Source organism: Streptococcus sp. HMSC067H01, from assembly GCF_001814775.1.
GTDB lineage: Bacteria > Bacillota > Bacilli > Lactobacillales > Streptococcaceae > Streptococcus.
Window position 1 is genome coordinate 167873 of record NZ_KV817803.1, and the last position, 21754, is coordinate 189626.

The 21754-nt window shown below is 39.7% G+C and carries 20 protein-coding genes, 1 pseudogene and 1 riboswitch; of the genes and pseudogenes, 5 read left to right on the forward strand and 16 right to left on the reverse strand.

What is annotated here, in order from left to right; translation table 11 throughout:
* On the reverse strand, positions 1-693 hold a 693-nt coding region (locus HMPREF2987_RS07290; protein WP_306806754.1), incomplete at its 3' end, for a pyruvate formate lyase family protein.
* 235 nt (positions 694-928) lie between these two features.
* On the opposite strand from HMPREF2987_RS07290, the gene dinB reads away from it, so the two are divergent.
* Positions 929-1990, forward strand: coding sequence for a DNA polymerase IV (dinB, locus tag HMPREF2987_RS07295; protein WP_075229965.1), 1062 nt, complete (start codon positions 929-931; stop codon positions 1988-1990).
* A 139-nt stretch (positions 1991-2129) separates the two neighbouring features.
* Here dinB and HMPREF2987_RS07300 read toward each other — a convergent pair whose 3' ends face one another.
* Together HMPREF2987_RS07300 and HMPREF2987_RS07305 are read right to left on the reverse strand one after the other, a co-directional pair.
* The gene (locus HMPREF2987_RS07300) at positions 2130-2975 is read right to left on the reverse strand and encodes an undecaprenyl-diphosphate phosphatase (protein ID WP_075229966.1); all 846 of its coding nucleotides are present in this window, start codon (positions 2973-2975) and stop codon (positions 2130-2132) included.
* 61 nt (positions 2976-3036) lie between these two features.
* The gene (locus HMPREF2987_RS07305) at positions 3037-4929 is read right to left on the reverse strand and encodes a DUF2207 domain-containing protein (RefSeq protein ID WP_075229967.1); all 1893 of its coding nucleotides are present in this window, start codon (positions 4927-4929) and stop codon (positions 3037-3039) included.
* A 131-nt stretch (positions 4930-5060) separates the two neighbouring features.
* Between HMPREF2987_RS07305 and HMPREF2987_RS07310 the strand changes: the two genes are divergently transcribed.
* Together HMPREF2987_RS07310 and HMPREF2987_RS07315 are read left to right on the forward strand one after the other, a co-directional pair.
* Positions 5061-6623: an ABC transporter substrate-binding protein/permease gene (locus tag HMPREF2987_RS07310; protein WP_075229968.1), complete on the forward strand. Its 1563-nt coding sequence runs from the start codon at positions 5061-5063 to the stop codon at positions 6621-6623.
* Positions 6623-7363, forward strand: coding sequence for an amino acid ABC transporter ATP-binding protein (locus HMPREF2987_RS07315; RefSeq protein WP_075229969.1), 741 nt, complete (start codon positions 6623-6625; stop codon positions 7361-7363). The genes HMPREF2987_RS07310 and HMPREF2987_RS07315 overlap by 1 nt, the downstream gene beginning before the upstream one ends.
* A 585-nt stretch (positions 7364-7948) precedes the next feature.
* Here the strand turns inward: HMPREF2987_RS07315 and HMPREF2987_RS07320 are convergent.
* The 13 genes and pseudogenes from HMPREF2987_RS07320 to HMPREF2987_RS07380 all read right to left on the reverse strand — a co-directional run bounded on the left by HMPREF2987_RS07320 (position 7949) and on the right by HMPREF2987_RS07380 (position 18527).
* Complete coding sequence (locus HMPREF2987_RS07320) at positions 7949-8164, reverse strand: capsule biosynthesis transcriptional regulator (protein WP_001130043.1); 216 nt, start codon at positions 8162-8164, stop codon at positions 7949-7951.
* A gap of 105 nt (positions 8165-8269) precedes the next feature.
* The gene (locus HMPREF2987_RS07325) at positions 8270-9166 is read right to left on the reverse strand and encodes an SPFH domain-containing protein (protein ID WP_075229970.1); all 897 of its coding nucleotides are present in this window, start codon (positions 9164-9166) and stop codon (positions 8270-8272) included.
* An 82-nt stretch (positions 9167-9248) separates the two neighbouring features.
* Positions 9249-10499: a threonine ammonia-lyase IlvA gene (gene ilvA / locus HMPREF2987_RS07330; protein WP_075229971.1), complete on the reverse strand. Its 1251-nt coding sequence runs from the start codon at positions 10497-10499 to the stop codon at positions 9249-9251.
* A 73-nt stretch (positions 10500-10572) separates the two neighbouring features.
* The gene (gene ilvC, locus HMPREF2987_RS07335) at positions 10573-11595 is read right to left on the reverse strand and encodes a ketol-acid reductoisomerase (protein WP_075229972.1); all 1023 of its coding nucleotides are present in this window, start codon (positions 11593-11595) and stop codon (positions 10573-10575) included.
* Positions 11596-11660: 65 nt separating this feature from the next.
* Positions 11661-12137: an acetolactate synthase small subunit gene (gene ilvN / locus HMPREF2987_RS07340; RefSeq protein WP_075229973.1), complete on the reverse strand. Its 477-nt coding sequence runs from the start codon at positions 12135-12137 to the stop codon at positions 11661-11663.
* On the reverse strand, positions 12130-13830 hold the full coding sequence (locus HMPREF2987_RS07345) for an acetolactate synthase large subunit (protein ID WP_075229974.1): 1701 nt from the start codon (positions 13828-13830) through the stop codon (positions 12130-12132). Before HMPREF2987_RS07345 ends, ilvN begins: the two co-directional genes overlap by 8 nt.
* Positions 13831-14039: 209 nt before the next feature.
* Entirely contained in the window at positions 14040-14729 is a 690-nt protein-coding gene (rplA, locus tag HMPREF2987_RS07350) for a 50S ribosomal protein L1 (RefSeq protein ID WP_001085672.1), read from the reverse strand.
* Positions 14730-14825: 96 nt separating this feature from the next.
* Positions 14826-15251, reverse strand: a complete 426-nt coding sequence (gene rplK, locus HMPREF2987_RS07355; protein ID WP_001085804.1) for a 50S ribosomal protein L11 — start codon at positions 15249-15251, stop codon at positions 14826-14828.
* 231 nt (positions 15252-15482) lie between these two features.
* The gene (locus HMPREF2987_RS07360) at positions 15483-15965 is read right to left on the reverse strand and encodes a GNAT family N-acetyltransferase (RefSeq protein ID WP_075229975.1); all 483 of its coding nucleotides are present in this window, start codon (positions 15963-15965) and stop codon (positions 15483-15485) included.
* Positions 15940-16360 (reverse strand): annotated as a pseudogene (locus HMPREF2987_RS07365) (chromosome partitioning protein ParB). Before HMPREF2987_RS07365 ends, HMPREF2987_RS07360 begins: the two are co-directional and overlap by 26 nt.
* 27 nt (positions 16361-16387) lie before the next feature.
* The gene (locus tag HMPREF2987_RS07370) at positions 16388-17038 is read right to left on the reverse strand and encodes a phosphatase PAP2 family protein (RefSeq protein WP_075229977.1); all 651 of its coding nucleotides are present in this window, start codon (positions 17036-17038) and stop codon (positions 16388-16390) included.
* Positions 17028-17591 carry an ECF transporter S component gene (locus HMPREF2987_RS07375; RefSeq protein WP_075229978.1) on the reverse strand — a complete coding sequence of 188 codons (564 nt, stop codon included), beginning with the start codon at positions 17589-17591 and terminating at the stop codon, positions 17028-17030. The genes HMPREF2987_RS07370 and HMPREF2987_RS07375 overlap by 11 nt, the downstream gene beginning before the upstream one ends.
* A 150-nt stretch (positions 17592-17741) precedes the next feature.
* A riboswitch (FMN riboswitch) is annotated at positions 17742-17975 on the reverse strand.
* Positions 17976-18023: 48 nt separating this feature from the next.
* The gene (locus HMPREF2987_RS07380; protein WP_075229979.1) at positions 18024-18527 is read right to left on the reverse strand and encodes a tRNA (cytidine(34)-2'-O)-methyltransferase; all 504 of its coding nucleotides are present in this window, start codon (positions 18525-18527) and stop codon (positions 18024-18026) included.
* A 427-nt stretch (positions 18528-18954) separates the two neighbouring features.
* On the opposite strand from HMPREF2987_RS07380, the gene trkA reads away from it, so the two are divergent.
* Positions 18955-20304: a Trk system potassium transporter TrkA gene (trkA, locus tag HMPREF2987_RS07385; RefSeq protein WP_075229980.1), complete on the forward strand. Its 1350-nt coding sequence runs from the start codon at positions 18955-18957 to the stop codon at positions 20302-20304.
* Positions 20305-20307: 3 nt separating this feature from the next.
* Positions 20308-21747 (forward strand): TrkH family potassium uptake protein, encoded by a 1440-nt coding sequence (locus tag HMPREF2987_RS07390; RefSeq protein ID WP_075229981.1) that lies wholly within the window; start codon positions 20308-20310, stop codon positions 21745-21747.
* The last annotated feature ends 7 nt before the right edge of the window (positions 21748-21754 follow it).

Consider the following 21754-nt stretch of genomic DNA (forward strand, 5'->3'; position numbering starts at 1 on the left):
TACAACTTGTTGCAATGCTTGATATTGAAGGTTGATTTCTTCACGAAGACGGATTGTTTCTTCATCGATTTCCTCGATTGAGTTCCAATCGTTAACTTTTTCTTGCATCAAGTAGTCTGCACCGTAAAGAGCAAGACGTGCATAAACACCGATGATACGTCCACGTGAGTATGCATCTGGAAGACCAGTTACAGTGTGAGCGTGGCGAGCACGACGGATGTTTGAAGTGTAAGCACGGAAGATACCGTCGTTAACAGTTGTTACATATTTTGTGAAAATTTCGTGAACAGCTGGATCTGGTTCGTATCCATTTTCTTTCAAAGTAGTTTCAGCCATACGGATACCACCTTTTGGCATGAAGTTCAATTTGAAGAGTTCGTCATTTTGGATACCAAAGATAACTTCGTTTTCTTTGTCGATGAATCCTGCAGGGATATCAGCGATAGATGTTGGACGAGTGTCCATTGGGAAACGAGTTTCTTCGTAATGTGCTTTAGTTTCTTCTACGATTTTTTTGATGTGAAGTGAACGTTCTGTTGGGCCTGCAAGGAAGCTTTCATCTCCATCGTAAGGTGTGTAGTTTGCTTGAACGAAACGAGATACACTTGCTTTTTCTTTCCAGTCAACACCCTTAAAGCCTTCCCAGGCTTTGTCAAAAATGTCTTGTGCTTCAACAACTGTCTTAACAACCATGTTAATGTCCTCTTTTTTCTTTCTAGTAACAGTCATCTGTTACATTCATGTACTCAGTATAACATACAGTAAACGATTTCAACAAGTAGAAAATCTCTTTTTTAGCACTTTCTTTTCTAATACAGTTTCAAAAATAAATAAAACTGTATTATAGTTTTGAAAAAACTACTTAGTTTTCATTTTTTCAGAAAAAGAGTATAATGGAAAAGAAGAACACCCTAGCAAAGGAGATAGCATGCTGATTTTTCCTTTAATGAACGACACATCAAGAAAGATCATCCATATTGACATGGATGCCTTTTTTGCTGCGGTAGAAATCAGAGATAATCCAAATCTCCGAGGGGAGCCAGTCATTATTGGAAATGACCCTCGAAAAACAGGGGGCCGAGGTGTTGTTTCAACCTGTAGCTACGAGGCAAGAGCTTTTGGAATCCACTCTGCCATGAGCTCTAAAGAAGCTTACGAACGTTGTCCTCAAGCTGTCTTTATTTCTGGGAATTACGACAAGTATCTGGCAGTTGGCCAGCAAATCCGCTCTATCTTCAGACGCTATACAGACATCATTGAACCCATGAGTATTGATGAAGCCTATCTGGATGTCACTGAAAACAAACTGGGGATCAAGTCTGCAGTCAAAATAGCTCGCTTGATTCAAAATGATATCTGGCAAGAACTTCATCTAACTGCTTCTGCTGGTGTTTCCTACAATAAGTTCCTAGCTAAAATGGCTAGCGATTATCAAAAACCTCATGGTTTGACAGTTATTCTCCCTGATGAGGCAGAAGATTTTCTCAAGGAGATGGATATTGCCAAATTTCATGGTGTTGGTAAAAAGACAGTAGAAAAACTCCACCAGATGGGTGTTTTTACAGGGAGAGACCTACTTGAAATTCCAGAAATCACTCTCATTGATCGTTTCGGCCGACTAGGCTTTGACCTTTATCGAAAGGCTCGTGGTATTCATAATTCTCCTGTCAAGCCCAGTCGCATTCGCAAGTCGATTGGGAAAGAAAAAACCTATCGGAAAAGTCTCCAGTCAGAAGAAGATATTAAAAAAGAGCTGACCATCCTCTCTGGAAAAGTCGCCCTCAGCCTCCAAAAACACGAAAAGTCCGGTAAAATAGTTATTCTAAAAATCCGCTATAATGACTTTTCTACCCTTACCAAACGGAAAAGCTTGTCGGAAAGCACGCAGAATGAGGAAATCATTGCTCAAACCGCTATCCAGCTTTATGAATCTCTAGCCGATAAAGATAAGGGAACCCGCTTATTGGGAGTCACTGTGACTGGATTTTAAAATAGCTTGGACAAAAACTCAATTTCAGGAGTAAATGAAGTAAATCTTTCCACAATAAAACGCATAGTATCAAGGTTTTTCAACATCTGATATTATACGTTTTTTGATTTTAAAGACTTTTTGCCCAGCCTCTTTTTTCTTATACAAATAATCGAACGAAGCTATAAAGTAGTAATACACTACCTAGGACAATACGGTATTTACCAAACATCGTAAAGTCGTGTTTTTTCACATAGCTGGTCAAGAAACGAATGGCAACCATGCTGACTGCAAAAGCCACTACCATTGCTACCAAGAGCAAGAAGAATTGACCAAAACTCAAGACTTCTCCCGCTTTGATAAATTTAAAAATCTTCAAAGCGCTGGCTCCAAACATAACTGGAATTCCTAGATAGAAGGTAAATTCTGTTACCACTGAACGACTAGTCCCATTCAACAAACCACCTACGATAGTTGCTCCGGAACGGCTAGTCCCTGGTAGAAGGGCCAAGACTTGGAAAAGACCGATATAAAGGGCTGTTTTATAAGGTAATTTGTCTAACTCAGTAACTGTTGGCTCAATCGCTTGCGCTTTGTTGCGTTTTTCAAGATAGATAAAGGCAACCCCATAAACAATCAACATAATAGCCACTGACACCATATTATGGAAATGAGTATCAAACCAGTCATCAAACTTAAAGACAAGGAGAAGAGGTAGGGTCGCTACAAAAACCTTGGACCATAACTGCCAAGTTTTACGGACTTGCACCTTATCCTTACCAGCTTTGAAGGGATTAAGCTTGTTAAAGTAGATAACCATAACCGCTAAAATAGCTCCGAGTTGAATAACTACGTTAAACATAGACATGAAGGCTTCACTCTGGTCTTTATACTGGACAAACTCTTCTGCTAGGATCAAGTGACCTGTACTTGAAATCGGCAACCATTCCGTAATTCCTTCAACAATACCAAAAAAGATAGATTTTAAAATTTCAATAAGATACATAGATAACTCCTTTTTCTATCCTCCATTATATCATACTTTTATAAACTGTGTTTAGTTTTCTTTAAAAGGCACCGATGCTACCGCCACCGCCACCGCCTGAGAAGCCGCCTCCAGAACTTCCATTACTAGAAGATACTGAGTAAGTACTTGCCGTATTTGCGACACTGGCATAATGGCTCATTTGCGCTGTTGAATGGTAAAACATGCTATGCCAGCCATAGGCTACATAGAGATTGATATCTGGATTTTCAACTTGGATCTGGTGAACCTTCATCAAATGGCTAACCTTGTCAGCATATCCAAACAAAGTTGCATACACTAATAGACGATTCCAAACAACAATACTTTCCAATTCAGCCTGATCCAGTCGTGCAATCTCACGTAACATATTTTCAAAACTCGTCCAAAGATAATAGACCTCAGCTCCTACTTCATTTAGAACACCATCACGATTATCTAGTCGAATCTTCCAATAATAGAAAGCAGCCAAAACTAAACCTATTAAGCCAAGTATTGGCAAGGGCAGGTAAAGATAGCCATGAACGTCCAAACTATACAAGAACAAACCAAATCCGATGATTAGTGGGAAAATAGTAGAAACACCCATGCTCACTTGCAAGACCTTTTCCCCGCTAGTCAAGGGGCGATAATATTTTGGCAGCCCCAAGAAAGCGACTCGGTCCTTGACCCCTTCTTGCATCTCTTTCAATGCTCTTTCAAAAGAATATTTGAGCTTACGACCTTTTGTTTGAATCCGTCTTTCATCAGCAGCTTTTGCTCCACGGTAAAGACTCTCAGAGACCTTATAATCTGCAAACAAATCAGAAACAGCAACTTCTTTTTTACCTGAAAAGGCCAGATTTAAACAGGTCCTCTCAAAGCTTGCCAAGCCATCTTCTTTTACCAACCTTAAAGTAACTGCATCTCCTTCTGAAATAATAGAGACATTACCACGGTCGATTACATCTAGTAAGGTAGCCTGAATAAGTTGGTTGAAGGTAAATTTGCCTGCTCCTTTAATTAGAGGACTCACTTCCTCCAAGGAAGTAGAGTAAACAGCTTCAGATAAAATCATAGGCTCTAATTCCATCGGCGGTTCATAGAGACGATGATTTTTGGCATATTTGACTGAAGGACTTGTCTTTCTTTTATAAATAAAATAGAAGCAGATACTTAATAACAAGGAAAGTGAAGAAATCAAAGGAACCACCAAAGTAACTAGATATTTACTCTGCTCTTTTTCTCTTACAATCGAGTCTTCTATCTTGTTAAACTCTTCTAAACGATTTCCTTTTAAGCCCTGGTCCATAGCGCTAGCAAAATCGGTTCGAGGCCAGTAGGCATGCAATTCAACTCCACGCTTAGACGGAAGATTATCTAAACGAATAGTATAGTCATGACCACTCTGTTCAATCCTTCCCTCTCTAAAGAGTTGCCCTGTGTGGAAAAAGAGTTTTTCAGCCCCCTTATCTCCCCTTACATGAAACTCAAACTTTTCAATAGATTCTGAACTATCTGTTAAGGGTTGCCAATTTAATTCAGCGATATCATCATATAAGAAAAGAAGATTTTTCAATCGCCAGGTAAGTTCCACTTCGACCCTGTCCCCTTCCTGACCTGGATTATAAACTTTAACAGTATAACCATTCGTTTCTTCTGTCACTTCGCTAGTAAAATTTTCGATTTTATGACCATTTTTAAAGGCCTCAACCTTTGGATCAGGATCAATTTCAAATCCGCTAGGCATCTTGCCTGCACGACCAAGACCCACGATTTGCCCATTAAAATCATCCTCAAACTGGTAAACTATCTTCTGCCTAAATTCAGCGGTATTATCTGCATGAATATACAGTTCTCCTTTATAGGATGGAATGCTAAACTCCACTGCAAAAACCAGTTTGGGAACAATTATCAGACAAGTAAATATAAGTACTATTAACCATCTTTTTTTCATAATATAGCCTCTTTTGACCTTTTTCTCATTATATCATTTTTTTCCAAGTAAGGGTTTACTAGGATTGAAAAACTTGCTAATTTTCGATACAATAGAGAGAAGTCATTTTGAGACTAGAAATAGGAGAACACATGAAGAAATTATTCTTATCTATATTTACAGGTCTAGCATTAACCCTAGGCCTGATGAATCCTGTCCAAGCTGATGAATATTTACGCATCGGGATGGAAGCAGCATACGCTCCCTTCAACTGGACACAAGACGACGATAGCAACGGTGCTGTCAAGATTGACGGAACCAACCAGTACGCCAATGGTTATGACGTTCAGATTGCCAAGAAAATTGCTAAGGATTTAGGAAAAGAACCCCTCATTGTTAAGACAAAATGGGAAGGTCTGGTTCCAGCCCTTACTTCTGGAAAGATCGACATGATCATCGCTGGTATGAGTCCCACTGCTGAGCGTAAGCAAGAAATTGCTTTTTCAAGTAGCTACTACACTAGTGAACCCGTTCTTTTAGTTAAGAAAGACTCTATCTACGCCAACGCTACAACCTTAAACGATTTTGATGGTGCTAAAATCACCTCTCAGCAAGGGGTTTACCTTTATGATTTGATTTCACAAATCCCAGGTGCTAAGAAAGAAACAGCCATGGGTGATTTTGCTCAGATGCGTCAAGCTCTTGAAGCTGGTGTTATTGATGCCTATGTTTCTGAACGACCAGAGGCCCTAACTGCCGAGTCAGCGAACGCTAAGTTCAAAATGATTCAGCCTGAACCTGGTTTTAAAACTGGAGAAGAAGATACTTCTATCGCTATCGGTCTTCGAAAGGATGACGAACGTATCAGTCAAATCAATGCAAGCATCGAAACCATCACTAAAGATGAGCAAGTTGCCCTAATGGATCGTATGATTAAGGAGCAACCTGTTGAAGCTACCAGTAGCGAAGAACAAAGCAGTTTCTTTGCTCAAGTGGCAAAAATTCTTGCAGAAAACTGGCAACAACTCTTGCGAGGAGCTGGTATCACACTTTTGATTTCCATCATCGGTACTATCACAGGTTTGGTTATTGGTCTAGCAATCGGTGTCTTCCGTACTGCCCCACTCTCTGAAAACAACTTTGTAGCAGTCTTGCAAAAAGCACTTGGCTGGTTACTCAGTGTCTATATTGAAATCTTCCGTGGTACACCGATGATCGTACAATCTATGGTTATCTACTATGGAACTGCCCAAGCTTTCGGAATCAATCTTGACCGTACACTTGCTGCAATCTTTATCGTTTCTATCAACACTGGTGCCTACATGACGGAAATCGTCCGTGGTGGTATTCTAGCCGTTGACAAGGGACAATTCGAAGCAGCGACTGCACTTGGTATGACCCACAATCAAACCATGCGTAAGGTTGTCCTACCACAGGTCGTTCGCAACATCCTACCTGCAACTGGTAATGAATTTGTCATCAACATCAAGGATACTTCTGTACTGAATGTTATCTCTGTTGTAGAGCTTTACTTCTCAGGAAATACGGTAGCAACCCAAACCTACCAATACTTCCAAACATTTACCATTATCGCTGTTATCTACTTTGTCCTCACCTTTACCGTAACCCGTATCTTACGCTTTATCGAACGTCGTATGGATATGGATACCTATACGACAGGTGCTAACCAAATGCAAACGGAGGATTTGAAATAATGAGTCAACCAATCCTTGAAATCAAAAACCTCAAAAAATCCTACGGACAAAATGAGGTCCTAAAAGATATCTCTCTCACTGTTCACAAGGGAGAAGTTATTTCTATCATCGGAAGTTCGGGTAGTGGTAAATCAACTTTCCTACGTTCTATCAACCTACTAGAAACACCAACCGAGGGAGAAATCCTCTATCACGGTGATAACGTCCTAGAAAAAGGCTACGACCTCACTCACTACCGTGAAAAACTAGGGATGGTTTTCCAATCCTTTAATCTCTTTGAAAACCTCAACGTTCTTGAAAATACCATTGTCGCTCAGACAACTGTCCTCAAGCGTGAACGTGCAGAAGCTGAAAAAATTGCTAAAGAAAATCTCGATAAAGTTGGTATGGGAGAACGCTACTGGCAGGCTAAACCTAAACAGCTTTCCGGCGGTCAAAAACAACGTGTTGCCATTGCCCGCGCTCTTTCTATGAATCCAGATGCCATTCTCTTTGATGAACCTACATCCGCTCTTGACCCTGAGATGGTTGGTGAAGTTCTTAAAATCATGCAAGATTTGGCTCAAGAAGGCTTGACCATGATTGTCGTAACCCACGAGATGGAATTTGCTCGCGATGTTTCTAACCGCGTCATCTTTATGGACAAGGGTGTCATCGCAGAAGAAGGAAAACCTGAAGTCCTCTTTACCAATCCAAAAGAAGAACGAACACGAGAGTTTTTACAACGTTATTTAGGATAAAAAAGGCGATGGGATTGAAATCCGTAGACAAGGTCTCGATTTCCTAGTCCCAGCCCTCTAGGCTATAACTATCCACTGGATTCTTGAAAGTTGTGGATGAAGATTTGTAAAAAGACTCTTGAAAGTCTCATTGACAAAAAAATCAAAAACTTATTACTCACAAAAATTGAGAGTGGGACAGAAATCGGTAATTCGTTAGAATTCGATTTCGTCGTCCCACCTCCGCACAGTTGAGTAGGGCTGTAAAAGCTGATGAAATCAGCGTAGTAGAGACCACTCAACCACTGCGTCTTGCTCGACAATCCAAAGACAATTGAGAGGCTAGGACTTTTGTCCCAGCCTCTTTTATGTATTTGAAAACTCACTCCTGTGCTCGCTAGCCTCTGTCTCCTGCTTCCTAATCACGAAATGACACTAGTTATATTCCTGATCTTTTCTTAGATTTTTATAACTAAAATCACTCAGTTCCCTATCAAGCTAGTTCATTCTAACAAATAGACTCGTTGAGCAGATCATAGTAAGGCTATTTTATAGTCTCGTAAATAAAAAGCAGACCCTAAAGTAGAGTCTGCTGGTATCCAAAGATTAATCTTCAAATTTTTCATGATTTTTTTCATAGAAATCAATTAATCCAAGGGCTGTTTCAAAGGAAATATTTTTAACTTTTGCACGTCCTTGAGCCAGAGCAATGATAGACATTTCACGTGCATTCGTTTCTTTAGAAATACGATAACCAGTGATCTTCTTATCACGAACCCAGCTAACAACTGATTCTACTTTTTCAAAGTTAGACTTAGCCATGTTTTTCTCCTATTTTATTCTTTACGATATTTAATTGTATATGTTTTTAAGGGATTTGTCAATAAAAAAACATATAGTCAATCAAATAAAACGTTAAGATTATATTTACTTAGCTTTCAAAGCCGATAATATATGGGTTCGTATATCTTCAACTCCATTAGGATTTGCTGGCAAGAAAATTGTATTATTACCTTCTTTTTCTGCAAAATTATTCAATGTATCTAAATACTGGTTGGTTAATAGGATTGACATAATTTGCTCTTCAGTTAATTCAACATTGGCTCCTTTTAATTCGATAATAGAATCAGCAAGTCCATCAACAATTGCTTTACGTTGCTCTGCGATCCCCACACCATGTAGGCGATCTTTTTCTGCCTCTGCTTCGGCCGCTGTTACGATCTTAATTTTATCTGCTTCAGCCAATTCTTGTGCTGCCACTCTTTTACGTTGAGCAGCATTGATCTCGTTCATAGATTGTTTGACTTCGGCATCCGGCTCTACTTTGGTAATGAGCGTCTTAACGATAATGTACCCATACGTTGACATTTCTTCTGCTACTTGTTTTTGAACCTCTAATGCAATTTCATCCTTTTTCTCAAACAATTCATCCAAAGTTAACTTAGGAACAGATGAACGCAATGCATCTTCAATATAAGATTTGATTTGAGCTTCAGGTCTCATTAGTTTATAGTAAGCATCAGTAACGTTTTGCTCATTTACACGGTATTGTGTCGCAACATTCATAGTAACGAATACGTTATCTTGGGTCTTGGTTTCTACTACGATTTCACTTTGCAAGAGTCGTAATTGTACTCGAGCGGCAATCTTATCAATGCCAAAAGGTGCACGTAGATGAATACCACTGTTGCTCAACTTTTGATACTTACCGAACCGTTCAATAATAGCCACCGACTGTTGTCGAACGACATAGATAGAGCTCACTAAAATAGCTCCAACAATAAGCATTAGAATAAATAGAACAAGTATAACTTGTAAAACCATGGGAATCTCCCCCTTTCTTCACTTACATTATAGCACTCGTAAATAGGTTAGGCAAATAATATGATAAAAATTTCATAGGAAATTAAACAAGCATATTATAAAGAGTTTCATTGCCATTCAAATTAATATAGGCTGGGTCAAAACTTTCCATTCTACGAATAAGGCTAGCATAGTCGTGCTTATCAGATAAAGCAATTCCTATTAAAACTGGTCCTGTTCCCTTACTAGCTCGTTTGATATACTCAAAACGAGTAATATCATCATTTGGTCCTAAGATATCATTTACAAACTCTCGAAGTGCTCCCGGACGTTGTGGGAAATTCACTACAAAGTAATGCTTGATACCATCATAAATCAAGGCACGTTCTTCCATCTCTGGCATACGGTTGATGTCATTATTCCCTCCAGAAATGATACAACAAATGGTTTTACCCTTGATGTAGTCGGACAAAACTTCCAAGGCCGCAATGCTGGCAGCTCCTGCAGGCTCTGCTACAATTCCTTGTTTAGAGTAGAGATCGATTAAGGTTTCAGAAATCAATCCTTCATCTACACCAATAAGCGTTTCAACATGTTTACGTGTCGCTTCATAGGTTAATTCCCCAACCTTCTGAACTGCAATGCCGTCAGCAAATTTGTCAATTTCCTTTAGTTTGACAGGCCCACCCGCTTCAAAGGCCGCCTTCATTGATCGGGCTCCATTGGCTTCTACTCCAATGACATCAATCTCTGGATTTGTTTCCTTTATATAAGTAGAAACTCCAGCGATCAAACCACCTCCACCAACAGGTACTAGAACAGTGTCAAAGGCTATAGATTCTTTGCGTGCTACTTCCAAAATTTCATAAGCAACGGTTCCCTGTCCTGCTTGAACATTGGCATCATCAAATGGATCAATAAAAGTACGATTTTCAGCTAGAGTAAACTCTTGTGCTGCTTTAGCGGAAGCATCAAAGGTATCTCCAACCAATTTAATAGTTACAAAGTCTCCTCCAAAGAAACGGACCTGACCAATTTTTTGTTGCGGTGTTGTAATGGGCATGAAAATTGTTGCAGGAATCTTCATTTCATTACAAGTGTAAGCTACTCCTTGAGCATGATTGCCCGCTGATGCACAAACTACTCCACGTTCACGTTCTTCCTTAGTCAGTTGCGAAATGGCATAATAAGCTCCACGAATCTTAAAAGAACGCACTCGTTGGGCATTTTCTTTTTTAAGATAAATCTTGGCACCATATTTTTCCGACAGATAATGATCATATTCTAGTGGAGTTTCAACCACTACACCATTCAAAACTTTATGGGCTTTCACCACATCTTTTGCACTTATCATATTTTCTCTTTCTTGAAAGGATCAAAATGTGAAAGCGAGCTCGGTCCCCCCAACTCGCCTTCATGTTTACATATTAGTTATAGATCTTAAAGGCATCATCGTCATTTTTGCCGACAAATGGCATTGCTTTACGTAATTCAACACCAACTTTTTCAATCTCAAGGTCAGCTGCTTGTTCACGGTAGGCAGTTAATTTTGGACGACCAGCTTTATAGTCGTTTACGAAGTCGTTTGCAAATTTACCATTTTGGATATCAGCAAGAACAGCCTTCATATTTTCTTTCACTTGGTCAGTGATTACACGTGGACCTGAAACATAGTCCCCATACTCGGCAGTGTTAGAAATTGATTGACGCATTTTCTTGAATCCACCTTCGTAGATCAAGTCAACGATGAGTTTCATTTCGTGAAGAACTTCGAAGTAAGCTAATTCTGGGGCATAACCAGCTTCAGTCAAGACTTCGAATCCTGCTTCCATCAAGGCAGTTAAACCACCACAAAGAACTGCTTGTTCACCAAACAAATCTTCTTCAGTTTCTTCTTTAAAGCTTGTTTCAAGAAGACCAACGCGTGCTGAACCAACACCTTTAGCCCAGTCCATAGCGATATCTTTAGCATTTCCAGTCGCGTCTTGGTAAACTGCATAAAGCGCTGGAACACCAAATCCTTCTTCGAAGGTACGACGTACCAAGTGACCTGGCCCTTTAGGAGCACACATGAATACGTCAACACTTTCTGGTGCTTTGATAAATTCAAAGTGGATGTTAAATCCATGTGCGAAACCAAGTGCATTACCAGCTTCCAAGTTTGGAGCTACTTCTTCCGCATAAAGGTCAGCTTGGATTTCATCTGGTGCCAAGATCATGATAACATCAGCCAATTTAGTAGCTTCAGCTACTGTGTAAGTCTCAAATCCATCTTCTTTTGCTTTGTCAAAAGACTTACCTGGGCGCACACCGATGATCACATCATGGCCTGTATCACGCAAGTTTTGAGCGTGAGCATGACCTTGTGAGCCATATCCGATAACGGCGATTTTTTTACCGTCAAGTGCTGCTACTTTAACATCTTTTTCGTATTCCATTTGAACTGCCATAGTTTTTCTCTCTTTTCTATTATTTATTTCCTTTTAGGCTGGTTTAACAAATTTAAGTTGGATTTTTAATCGCGGGTAAATCCAGTTGCACCCGTACGAGCGATATTGCGAATCCCATATGGTCGAATCACTCGTAATAAAGCTTCGCTCTTTTCTGCATTTCCAGTCATTTGAATGGTAATGGAACTTGGAGCCACATCAACTACCGTTGCACGGAAAGGCTGGATAATAGCCAGAATCTCTGCACGTTTTTCAGCAGGTGCTGAAACCTTTACGAGGATAACTTCACGTTCCAAGTGGGGTTTATCTGTGATATCACGAATGCGAATCACATCAATCTGACGATTGAGTTGTTTGATGATTTGCTCAACTTCATCATGTGAAGCGACATCAATGATCAGGGTAATGCGTGATACATTCGGATCTTCCGTTGCTCCAACAGAGATACTTTCAATGTTGACCTGACGGCGAGAAAGCACACCTGTAAAACGGTTTAGCACTCCTGAGCGATTTTGAAGTTTTGCTGTTAACATTCTACGCATTGAACTTCACCCCCAACATCTCATGATTACTCTTACCAGCTGGTACCATCGGTAAAACATGCTCTTTACGAGAAATATCTACCTCGATAAACATTGGTACATCTTCCAAAATGACTTCTAAATCCTTTGCCAAGGTCTCAGGATTGTCAAACTTATAATTTTGAATCCCATAAGCCTGAGCCATAAGCTGAAAATCAGGTAGTGTTTCAAATACAGACTCCGAAGTTCTTCCTTCATAGAAAGACTCCTGCCACTGGCGAACCATCCCAAGCGAATGGTTATTGAGCATAATGACCTTGATTGGAATCTTGTAAACATTCAAGATTGCCAGTTCCTGATTGGTCATCTGGAAACCACCATCTCCAACAAAGAGAACAACTTCCTTATCCGGATTTGCAATCTTGGCTCCGATGGCTGCAGGAACGCCAAATCCCATGGTTCCTAGACCACCTGACGTTACCAGTTGACGCTCATTTTGGTAAGGATAGTATTGGGCTGTCCACATTTGATGTTGCCCAACGTCTGTTACGACAATGGCATCGCCTTTGGTCAGTTCACCCACACGTTCTATAACTGCTTGTGGTTGCACGACACGTTCCTTCTTATCGTAAGAACGAACACGGTTCTTATCTTGAGTGACTTTCTCAATCCATTTCTCTGTGTTATTATGAACAGTTGGTTCAGAGAGCAAGAGCTCTAAGGCCTTCTTGGCATCTCCAACAACAGGGATATCAACAGCTATAATCTTCCCAATCTCAGCTGGGTCAATGTCAATGTGAGCAACTTTAGCATTCTTAGCAAAGGTCTTAGGATTTCCAGTCAAGCGATCATCAAAGCGACAACCAATAGAAATCATAAAGTCAGCTTCAGTCATAGCAATATTTGCTGCAAAGGAACCATGCATTCCGCCCATTCCCAAAAATAGTGGATGACTAGTTGCTATCGTTCCCTGTCCCAAAAGACTGGTAACAACAGGAATTTGATAACGTTCTGCAAATTCATTTAACTCTGTTGCAGCCTCTGCATAGCTAATTCCACCACCAGCTAACAAAACTGGTTTCTTAGCCTTAGACAACTGTTTCAAGATTTTCTTGATTTGCATCTCATTAGGCTCTAGAGTTGGTTGATAACTTGGTAAATCTATCTCCGATGAATAGACGAAATCCGTCTCAAGGGCAGAAACATCTTTTGGTAAGTCAATGACGACCGGCCCAGGACGACCTGTAGTTGCAATATGGACAGCTTCCGTAATAATCCGTGGAATATCCGCTGTTTCGCGCACCTGATAGTTATACTTGGTGATTGGCATGGTGATACCAACGATATCCGCTTCTTGGAAAGCATCCTTACCGATTCCCGCTCTTGCGACTTGCCCTGTGAAGACCAAAAGGGGAACACTATCGCTCATGGCATCTGCAATACCTGTAATGGCATTCGTTGCTCCCGGTCCACTTGTGACGACTGCGACACCAAGTTTTCCTGTTGACTTAGCATAACCTTCAGCTTCATGAAGACAACCTTGTTCATGGCGACCTAGAATATGGCGAATACCTTTAAAATTATAAATAGCATCATACAAAGGCAATACAGCTCCGCCTGGATAACCAAAAATCGTATCGATTCCTAAGTCACGAAGTGTTTCCAAAACGAGTTCTGAACCTGACTTTGGTGAGTCTAAAATGATTTTCTCCATTCTACCCCTTTCTCTTCTCTTAAAAATAGCTTGTTACTATGATACCATTTTTTCAAAAATTTTCAATACAAAAGAGCAAATTTTCTGAATTTTCTATCTAGATGTTTTTTCACATACTTTTGCTTGCTTATCTATACGCTAGATTTCTTTATTTTGAGAAAAATCAAAAGGTTGAGACAAAATGTCCCAACCTTTTGATTATTTACTTATTAAAGTGAGTTAACGTCAACCTTGATACCCACACCTTGAGTAGTTGTGATTGTCAAGCTTGTTACGTAAGTACCTTTAGCAGTAGCTGGTTTAGCTTTTTGGATTGTTTCGTTGAATGCTTTGAAGTTTTCAACCAACTTGTCAGCTTCAAATGAAACTTTACCGATGATCGCTTGTACGATACCTGCACGGTCTGCACGGTAAGTGATTTTACCACCTTTAGACTCTTCAACTGCTTTAGCAACATCCATTGTTACAGTACCAGTTTTAGGGTTTGGCATCAAGTTACGTGGTCCAAGGACACGTCCAAGACGTCCAACAAGAGCCATCATGTCAGGTGTAGCGATAACTACGTCGAAGTCCAACCAACCGTCGTTGATTTTAGCAACAAGGTCGTCTTCACCAACGAAGTCTGCACCAGCAGCTTTAGCTTCTTCAGCTTTTGCACCACGTGCAAATACAAGAACGCGAGCTGTTTTACCAGTACCGTTTGGCAATACCATTGCTCCACGGATTTGTTGGTCAGCTTTTTTCACGTCAATGTTCAAGTTGTAAGCAACTTCTACAGTTGCGTCAAATTTTGCAAAGTTAGTTTCTTTTGCAAGAGCTACAGCTTCTTCTACGCTGTATGCTTTTGTGCTGTCGATTTTCTCAAGAGCAGCACGAAGTTGTTTGCTTTTTTTAGCCATTTTCTATTCTCCTTGTAAGTGGTTCAATCGATTTTCATCTCCCACGTCACTTCTCGAAATGATGAAGTCTTGCGGGTTATCTTGGGATGTTATTGATTAGTCAACAACGTTGAATCCCATAGAACGAGCAGTACCTTCGATCATACGCATTGCAGACTCAAGGTTTGCAGCGTTCAAATCTGGCATCTTAGTTTCAGCAATTTCTTGTACTTGCGCACGAGTAACTGAAGCAACTTTAGTTTTGTTAGGTGTACCTGATCCTTTTTCAACACCTGCAGCTTTTTTCAAAAGAACAGCAGCTGGTGGTGTTTTAGTGATGAAAGTAAATGATTTATCTTCGTAAACTGAGATAACAACTGGAATGATCATACCAGCTTGATCAGCTGTACGAGCGTTGAACTCTTTTGTGAATCCCATGATGTTGATACCAGCTTGACCAAGAGCAGGTCCAACCGGTGGAGCTGGTGTAGCTTTACCAGCAGGGATTTGCAATTTTACAAGTTTTTCGACTTTTTTAGCCATTTTTAAATCCTCCTTTGTGGTTTTGGCGGTAATGTAAGATTTTTACCTCCCACAAGTATGCTTTTCGCATACCTTTCTATTATACACTATTCTATTCCAAATGCAAGAGAAAAATTTTATTTTTAGAGAAATTTTATTACTGGCTTTGACTATCATTTCTTTCGTGAAAGAGTCCTGAACTACAAACAAAAAACCGCTCTGTTTTGAGCGATTAATAAAAAATAATAAAGTTTAGTAGGAGCCCAGCTTTAAGAGCAGGCTTGTCCCTTTTTCAGTACTTCCGCTCTCCACAAATCCAAGGGACTCAAAACATCGTCTGGAGGCATAATTGAAATCATAGATTTCTTGAACTTTCAATTGTTTCCAACCCTTTTTCCGAGCTAGATCAATCAAAGTCTTCAATACCTTGCGTCCAATTCCTTGATGTTGATAAGTCTTGCCAATCACAATAGGAAGATTCTCCTGAGATAAGGTTACATCCCCAATTGGAAGCCACTCTCCCTTTTCTCTAAACTCAATCCAAAACAAATCCCCGTATTTTTCTAAATAGGAATACATATCATTCAATTTTTCTACATTATAGGGGATTCTGACTCCATCTACAAGTTCAACCAAGTCCACATCCTGATACCAAGTCAAAGCTACATCACGATGATCCGCTAAAAAATAAGGAACCAAGCGTAAAGAACTATCTATTTGAATGATTTGTTTCACTTTAACTTCCTTTTCAACAAGAGAGTCGTTGCTTGATTAAAACCATCACACCAGTTATACCATTTTGCTTCATACTCATCTTGGGATAAGATATGATTTTTTAAATCAAGAACAGAGTATATCTTTCTTTCCTCGCAAACTTGCGCATAAAGGGCATATATCTCATCACCACCATCTTTATCCCACTCAGCAGAAATCGTATCTTGACCTAGCAACATAGCCTGATAAGCCCTGTGATGCCCATCTGTAATCAGCAAACGATCTCCAAATGAAAGAACACTGATTGGATCCATATTAAAAGTTTCCGCTGACTGATAAAGATTCTGGATAGCTTTTAACTTCTTCTCTGATAAGTAAAGTTGTGTTGGCTGGAGATTTTTTATGTTGACTTTCATTTTAACCTCCTCAAAAAAGTTTGATTCTCACTTTTGCTTGCCTGTAAAGCGCCATTGAAAGCGAAGTTTGTCATAAAAAGGAAATTCAATGAAGAGAATTCCAAGACCCAGACAGAGACTGGCAAGAACATCAGACGGATAGTGGACGCCCAAATATACTCTGGAAATGATCACACTTACTAGGTAGATTCCCAGTAAAATCTGGAGGATGAGTCTTACAGTCCTATCTTTCACTCTTTGACCCACTATGATAATTAGAGAGCCGATTAAGAGGGTTACTGCCAGTGAGTGTCCACTTGGGAAAGAAAAACCCTTCTCCTCTACTAAATGTAAAATATCTGGTCGCGGACGTTGATAGAGGTGTTTTAGAGACACAATTAAAATTCCAGCCAAGCTAAGATTACCAGCTACCAAGAGGCTTTCGCTCTTCCACTTTTTCAGATAAAAGATTGCAGTCAATAGAATTGCCCAAGAAATAACGATTGGTAAGTCAATCAGACGAGTAATCACACGAAAGACAGTTGTCAATGTAGCAGGTAAATCTCCACGGATAGCTGTCTGAATAGACGTATCAAATGGTATCAATTGTTCTGGATAAAATTTAACGACATAACCCAGAATTACAAAAAGCAAAAGGGCAAAAGAGCCCTTTGTTAAATATGTTTGTTTATCTTTCATAATGTTTTAAAGTTGGTTTCAAGAGGACATAAATCAACCAAAATGCAAGAGCAAAGATAATGCCTTCGATTAGATTAAAAGGCAAAACCATAGTCAGCAGATAGTTGCTCAGTCCTAAAATTTTCTCAATATCAAAGTTGGCAAACTTAGCGTATAAAGGGACAGCATAGACGTAGTTCAGAACTAACATGGCCAAAGTTAGACCAAGTGTGCCAGCTACTGAAGCTAGGACAAAACGCATGGTTGTACGCTCTTTTTTCCAAATCAAACCAAAAGCAATCACAAATACTCCTAAAGCAACAATATTCATCGGTAGGCCGATATAAGTGCTGACTCCTTGATTGTTCAACAGTAATTTCAACAAAGAACGAAGGAAGATGACTCCTAAAGCTGCAGGCAAATCCATCACCACCAAGCCCACAAGAACTGGTAAGATACTGAACTCAATCCTTAAGAAGGACGCCGCAGGTAGAAGCGGAAAGTCAAAGTACATCAACACAAATGAAAGTGCTGATAAAATTGCAATGGTCGAAAGTCGACGTGTGTTTGTCATAACAGGTTCCTCCAATTTTCTATAAAATCAGAAGAAGTTGGAAAGTTTCTCTCTATCTACTCTCTTACCCTATCTCAAAAAACAACCCAATCCTATTAAACAGGTGGTTCTAATTTACTATAAAATGAAGTAGAATAGACAAAGCTATCCTTTCGTCTTCTCCCATCCAGACTATACTGTCGGTTGTGGAATCTCACCACATCAGCTTGCGCTCGCGGACTTCTTTTAGAATATGGAAATGAAGATTTTTCTTTTAGACTAGGCAACAAGCTATAGGCATAACTTTTGGTTAGCAAAGCTTGGCAACAAAGTATAAAAGGAAAAGAACATTTTCGAGTAAAAGTCACCGCCGGTCGGGAATCTCACCCAGCCCTGAAGACCCCTTTATGATAACAAAAAAAGCTTGCAAGCGCAAGCATTTTATCTAAGTGTTTATTTCAATTTATCTGTTTCATAAGTGTGAACCAGTTCGAGGCCCACAAAGTTTTGTTGTCGGAGAGCCTCATAGACAATCATACATACTGTATTGGAAACATTTAGACTACGAACATGCTCATCATTCATGGGAATGCGGAGAGCCTTTTCTGGATGCTCACGCATAAATTCTTCAGGCAAGCCCTTATCTTCCCTCCCAAAGAGAAAATAGTGATCCCCTTTTGTCGTAAAGTCTGCATCTGAATAGACCTTTTCTGCAAACTTAGAAATCAAGTAGACCTGGCCATCCATTTTTTCCATAAATTCATCTAAACTATCATAGAAATAAATTTCAAGTTTGTCCCAATAATCCAAACCAGCTCTCTTCATCTTACGGTCATCAATCGGAAAGCCCATTGGTTTGATAATATGAAGGGGCGCATTTGTTGCTGCGCAGGTACGCGCAATATTGCCTGTGTTTTGTGGTATCTGGGGTTCAAATAATACAATGTGATTTGCCATGCCTTGTTTCCTCTCACTAATGCAAAAAAATAGCCACACTGCCCGGAGTCAAGCTCAGCAAACAGTGTGGTTAAGGCATCGTTAACTTACCTCACAACAGGTTTGAAGTAAATCAGCGAAACTACTTTTTTAGTATATCACTTTCAGCTTGATTGTCAATAGAAATGACTTGATTTTTTTCATTTTTTTTACAAGCATATTTACAAAAGGTAGAAATGCATCAGTCAGACTAAAAATCACAGAAAAACAGTATGAAAATTGTATAATTTTAGACATCCATTCAGTTGCGGGCAAGAAGTTTTTATCAAGTAAAACAAAGAAAACGACAAACTTTGCCTTTTAGTAGGGAAATTGGTCGGTTGCCGAGTGCATTTTTTTCTAAAAAAGAGTATGATAGAGACATCTTGAAAAAGTAGGTTATTTAAAAATGAAGATTATTCTTGTCGGAGGGGGAAAAGTTGGATCTGCCCTCTGTCGTTCGCTTGTCGCTGACAATCATGATGTTGTCCTCATTGAACAAAATGAAACTGTTCTTAACTACATGACAAGCCGTTTTGATATTATGGGAATTGCAGGTAATGGAGCTGATTTTGCTATACTAGAAGTAGCTAATGTCCAAGACTGTGATATTTTTATTGCTATGACTCAGTATGATGAAGTCAACATGGTTTCAGCTCTTCTGGCTAAAAAAATGGGGGCTAAAGAAACTATTGTTCGTGTCCGCAATCCTGAATATTCCAACCCCTATTTCAAAGAAAAAAATATTCTAGGTTTCTCTCTTATTGTCAATCCTGAACTCCTTGCAGCTCGTGCTATCGCTAATATTATCGATTTCCCAAATGCTCTATCTGTTGAGCGTTTTGCAGGTGGTTTGGTTAGTCTAATGGAATTTGTTGTCCGTAAGGATAGCAATATCTGTCAAATGTCTATCGCAGACTTCCGGAAAAAGTTTGGCAATGTTATCGTCTGTGCTATCGAGCGAGACCATAAGCTCATGATTCCAAGTGGAGATATGGTCCTCCAAGATAAGGATCGGATCTTTGTTACAGGTAACCGTGTAGACATGATGCTTTTTCATAACTATGTCAAATCTCGTGTCGTTAAAAGTTTACTCATTATTGGAGCTGGAAAAATCGCTTACTATCTCGTTGGCATTTTGAAGGATAGCCGTATTGATACCAAGGTCATTGAACTCAATCCAGATCGTGCAGCATTTTTCAGCCAAAAATATCCCAAACTCTATATTGTCCAAGGTGACGGAACGGCAAAAGATATTCTCCTAGAAGAAAGTGCCCAACATTACGATGCTGTCGCAACTCTTACTGGCGTTGACGAAGAAAATATCATTACTTCTATGTTCTTAGATAGTGTAGGTGTTCAGAAAAATATCACTAAAGTCAACCGAACCAGCCTTCTAGAGATTATCCATGCTCCAGAGTTTTCTAGTATCATCACACCAAAAACAATCGCTGTCGATACCATTATGCACTTTATCCATGGTCGTGCTAATGCTCAATATTCAGACCTTCAGGCTATGCACCACCTTGCAAATGGACAGCTTGAGACACTCCAATTCCTCATTAAGGAAGCCAATAAAATGACTGGCAAACCTTTGTCTCAACTTAAATTCAAAAAAGATTTATTGATCGCTGCTATTATTCGTAATGGGAAAACCATCTTCCCAACTGGTGAAGATAGCCTTCAAGTCGGTGATAAGCTAGTCGTTATCACGCTACTGTCAAATATCACCAAGATTTACGATTTGCTAGAGAGGTAAGCCATGAACAGAAGTATGATTCGCTTTCTTCTCGCAAAATTACTCTTGATAGAAGCTGTACTACTCTTAGTTCCTGTTAGTGTTGCTCTCTATTATCGAGAATCTAGCCAAGTTTTCACAGCTCTTTTTTCTACTATTGGTATACTTGTAGTTCTAGGAGTTCTCGGTATCATTAGCAAGCCTAAAAAACAACGTATCTATGCAAAAGAAGGGGTCTTGATTGTTGCTCTATGTTGGATCCTCTGGTCTTTCTTTGGAGCTCTTCCTTTTGTCTTTTCTAGACAAATCCCCAATCTCATAGATGCCTTCTTTGAGATTAGTTCTGGCTTTACAACGACAGGAGCAACTATCCTCAACGATGTTTCTGTCTTAAGCCGTTCTCTTCTATTCTGGCGTAGCTTTACCCATCTCATCGGAGGAATGGGGGTGCTGGTGTTTGCTTTAGCGATTATGGACAACGCTAAAAATAGCCACTTAGAAGTTATGAAGGCAGAGGTTCCTGGCCCAGTATTTGGTAAAGTGGTATCTAGGCTTAAAAACACAGCTCAGATCCTCTACATACTCTACCTGGCTATGTTCGCCCTCTTTGTGGTTATTTATTACCTTGCTGGGATGCCACTCTACGATAGTTTTGTTATTGCTATGGGAACCGCTGGAACTGGAGGTTTCACTGTCTATAACGACGGTATTGCCCACTACCAAAGCTCTCTCATCACCTATTTGACAAGTATCGGTGTTTTGATGTTCGGGATCAATTTCAACCTTTACTACTATCTTATGCTCCGTCGTGTCAAGGAATTCTTTTTCGATGAAGAGCTTCGAGCTTATCTCCTAATCGTAGTAACTTCAACAGCCTTAATCACCCTCAATACACTGCATCTCTATAACGGAATGGCTGAAAGTTTTGAGATGGCTTTCTTTCAGGTATCCAACATCATTACCACCACTGGTTTTGGTTATGGCACTATCACTAGCTGGCCTTTATTCTCCCAGTTTATCCTACTCTTGCTCATGGCAATCGGAGGTTCAGCTGGATCAACTGCTGGTGGTCTCAAGATCATTCGTGGGCTCATTTTAGCTAAAATTGCTAAAAATCAGGTCTTATCTACCTTGTCTCCCCATCGTGTCTTGACCCTTCATGTCAACCAAACAGTTATCGACAAGGATACCCAACATAAGATTCTCAAATACTTCGTTATCTACATCATGATACTACTCAGCCTAATCTTCATCATTAGTCTAGATAACAATAATCTGATGATCGTTACCAGTGCTGTTTTTAGTTGTTTTAATAACATCGGGCCTATTTTGGGTACTACAGCTAGCTTCTCTATCTTTAGTCCTTTTTCAAAAATTCTGCTATCATTTGCCATGATTGCGGGACGACTTGAAATTTACCCAATCATCTTGCTCTTTATGAAACGCACTTGGTCTAAACGATAAAACGATT

Excerpts from the sequence above, each read along its gene's own strand:
- trkA (WP_075229980.1), top strand. The coding sequence starts at position 18,955 with ATGAAGATTATTCTTGTCGGAGGGGGAAAAGTTGGATCTGCCCTCTGT.
- ilvC (WP_075229972.1), bottom strand. The coding sequence starts at position 11,595 with ATGGCAGTTCAAATGGAATACGAAAAAGATGTTAAAGTAGCAGCACTT.
- HMPREF2987_RS07320 (WP_001130043.1), bottom strand. The coding sequence starts at position 8,164 with ATGGCTAAGTCTAACTTTGAAAAAGTAGAATCAGTTGTTAGCTGGGTT.
- HMPREF2987_RS07370 (WP_075229977.1), bottom strand. The coding sequence starts at position 17,038 with ATGAAAGATAAACAAACATATTTAACAAAGGGCTCTTTTGCCCTTTTG.
- ilvN (WP_075229973.1), bottom strand. The coding sequence starts at position 12,137 with ATGCGTAGAATGTTAACAGCAAAACTTCAAAATCGCTCAGGAGTGCTA.
- dinB (WP_075229965.1), top strand. The coding sequence starts at position 929 with ATGCTGATTTTTCCTTTAATGAACGACACATCAAGAAAGATCATCCAT.
- HMPREF2987_RS07390 (WP_075229981.1), top strand. The coding sequence starts at position 20,308 with ATGAACAGAAGTATGATTCGCTTTCTTCTCGCAAAATTACTCTTGATA.
- rplA (WP_001085672.1), bottom strand. The coding sequence starts at position 14,729 with ATGGCTAAAAAAAGCAAACAACTTCGTGCTGCTCTTGAGAAAATCGAC.
- HMPREF2987_RS07310 (WP_075229968.1), top strand. The coding sequence starts at position 5,061 with ATGAAGAAATTATTCTTATCTATATTTACAGGTCTAGCATTAACCCTA.
- HMPREF2987_RS07380 (WP_075229979.1), bottom strand. The coding sequence starts at position 18,527 with ATGGCAAATCACATTGTATTATTTGAACCCCAGATACCACAAAACACA.
- HMPREF2987_RS07345 (WP_075229974.1), bottom strand. The coding sequence starts at position 13,830 with ATGGAGAAAATCATTTTAGACTCACCAAAGTCAGGTTCAGAACTCGTT.
- HMPREF2987_RS07315 (WP_075229969.1), top strand. The coding sequence starts at position 6,623 with ATGAGTCAACCAATCCTTGAAATCAAAAACCTCAAAAAATCCTACGGA.
- HMPREF2987_RS07300 (WP_075229966.1), bottom strand. The coding sequence starts at position 2,975 with ATGTATCTTATTGAAATTTTAAAATCTATCTTTTTTGGTATTGTTGAA.
- HMPREF2987_RS07375 (WP_075229978.1), bottom strand. The coding sequence starts at position 17,591 with ATGACAAACACACGTCGACTTTCGACCATTGCAATTTTATCAGCACTT.
- ilvA (WP_075229971.1), bottom strand. The coding sequence starts at position 10,499 with ATGATAAGTGCAAAAGATGTGGTGAAAGCCCATAAAGTTTTGAATGGT.
- HMPREF2987_RS07325 (WP_075229970.1), bottom strand. The coding sequence starts at position 9,166 with ATGGTTTTACAAGTTATACTTGTTCTATTTATTCTAATGCTTATTGTT.
- HMPREF2987_RS07305 (WP_075229967.1), bottom strand. The coding sequence starts at position 4,929 with ATGAAAAAAAGATGGTTAATAGTACTTATATTTACTTGTCTGATAATT.
- rplK (WP_001085804.1), bottom strand. The coding sequence starts at position 15,251 with ATGGCTAAAAAAGTCGAAAAACTTGTAAAATTGCAAATCCCTGCTGGT.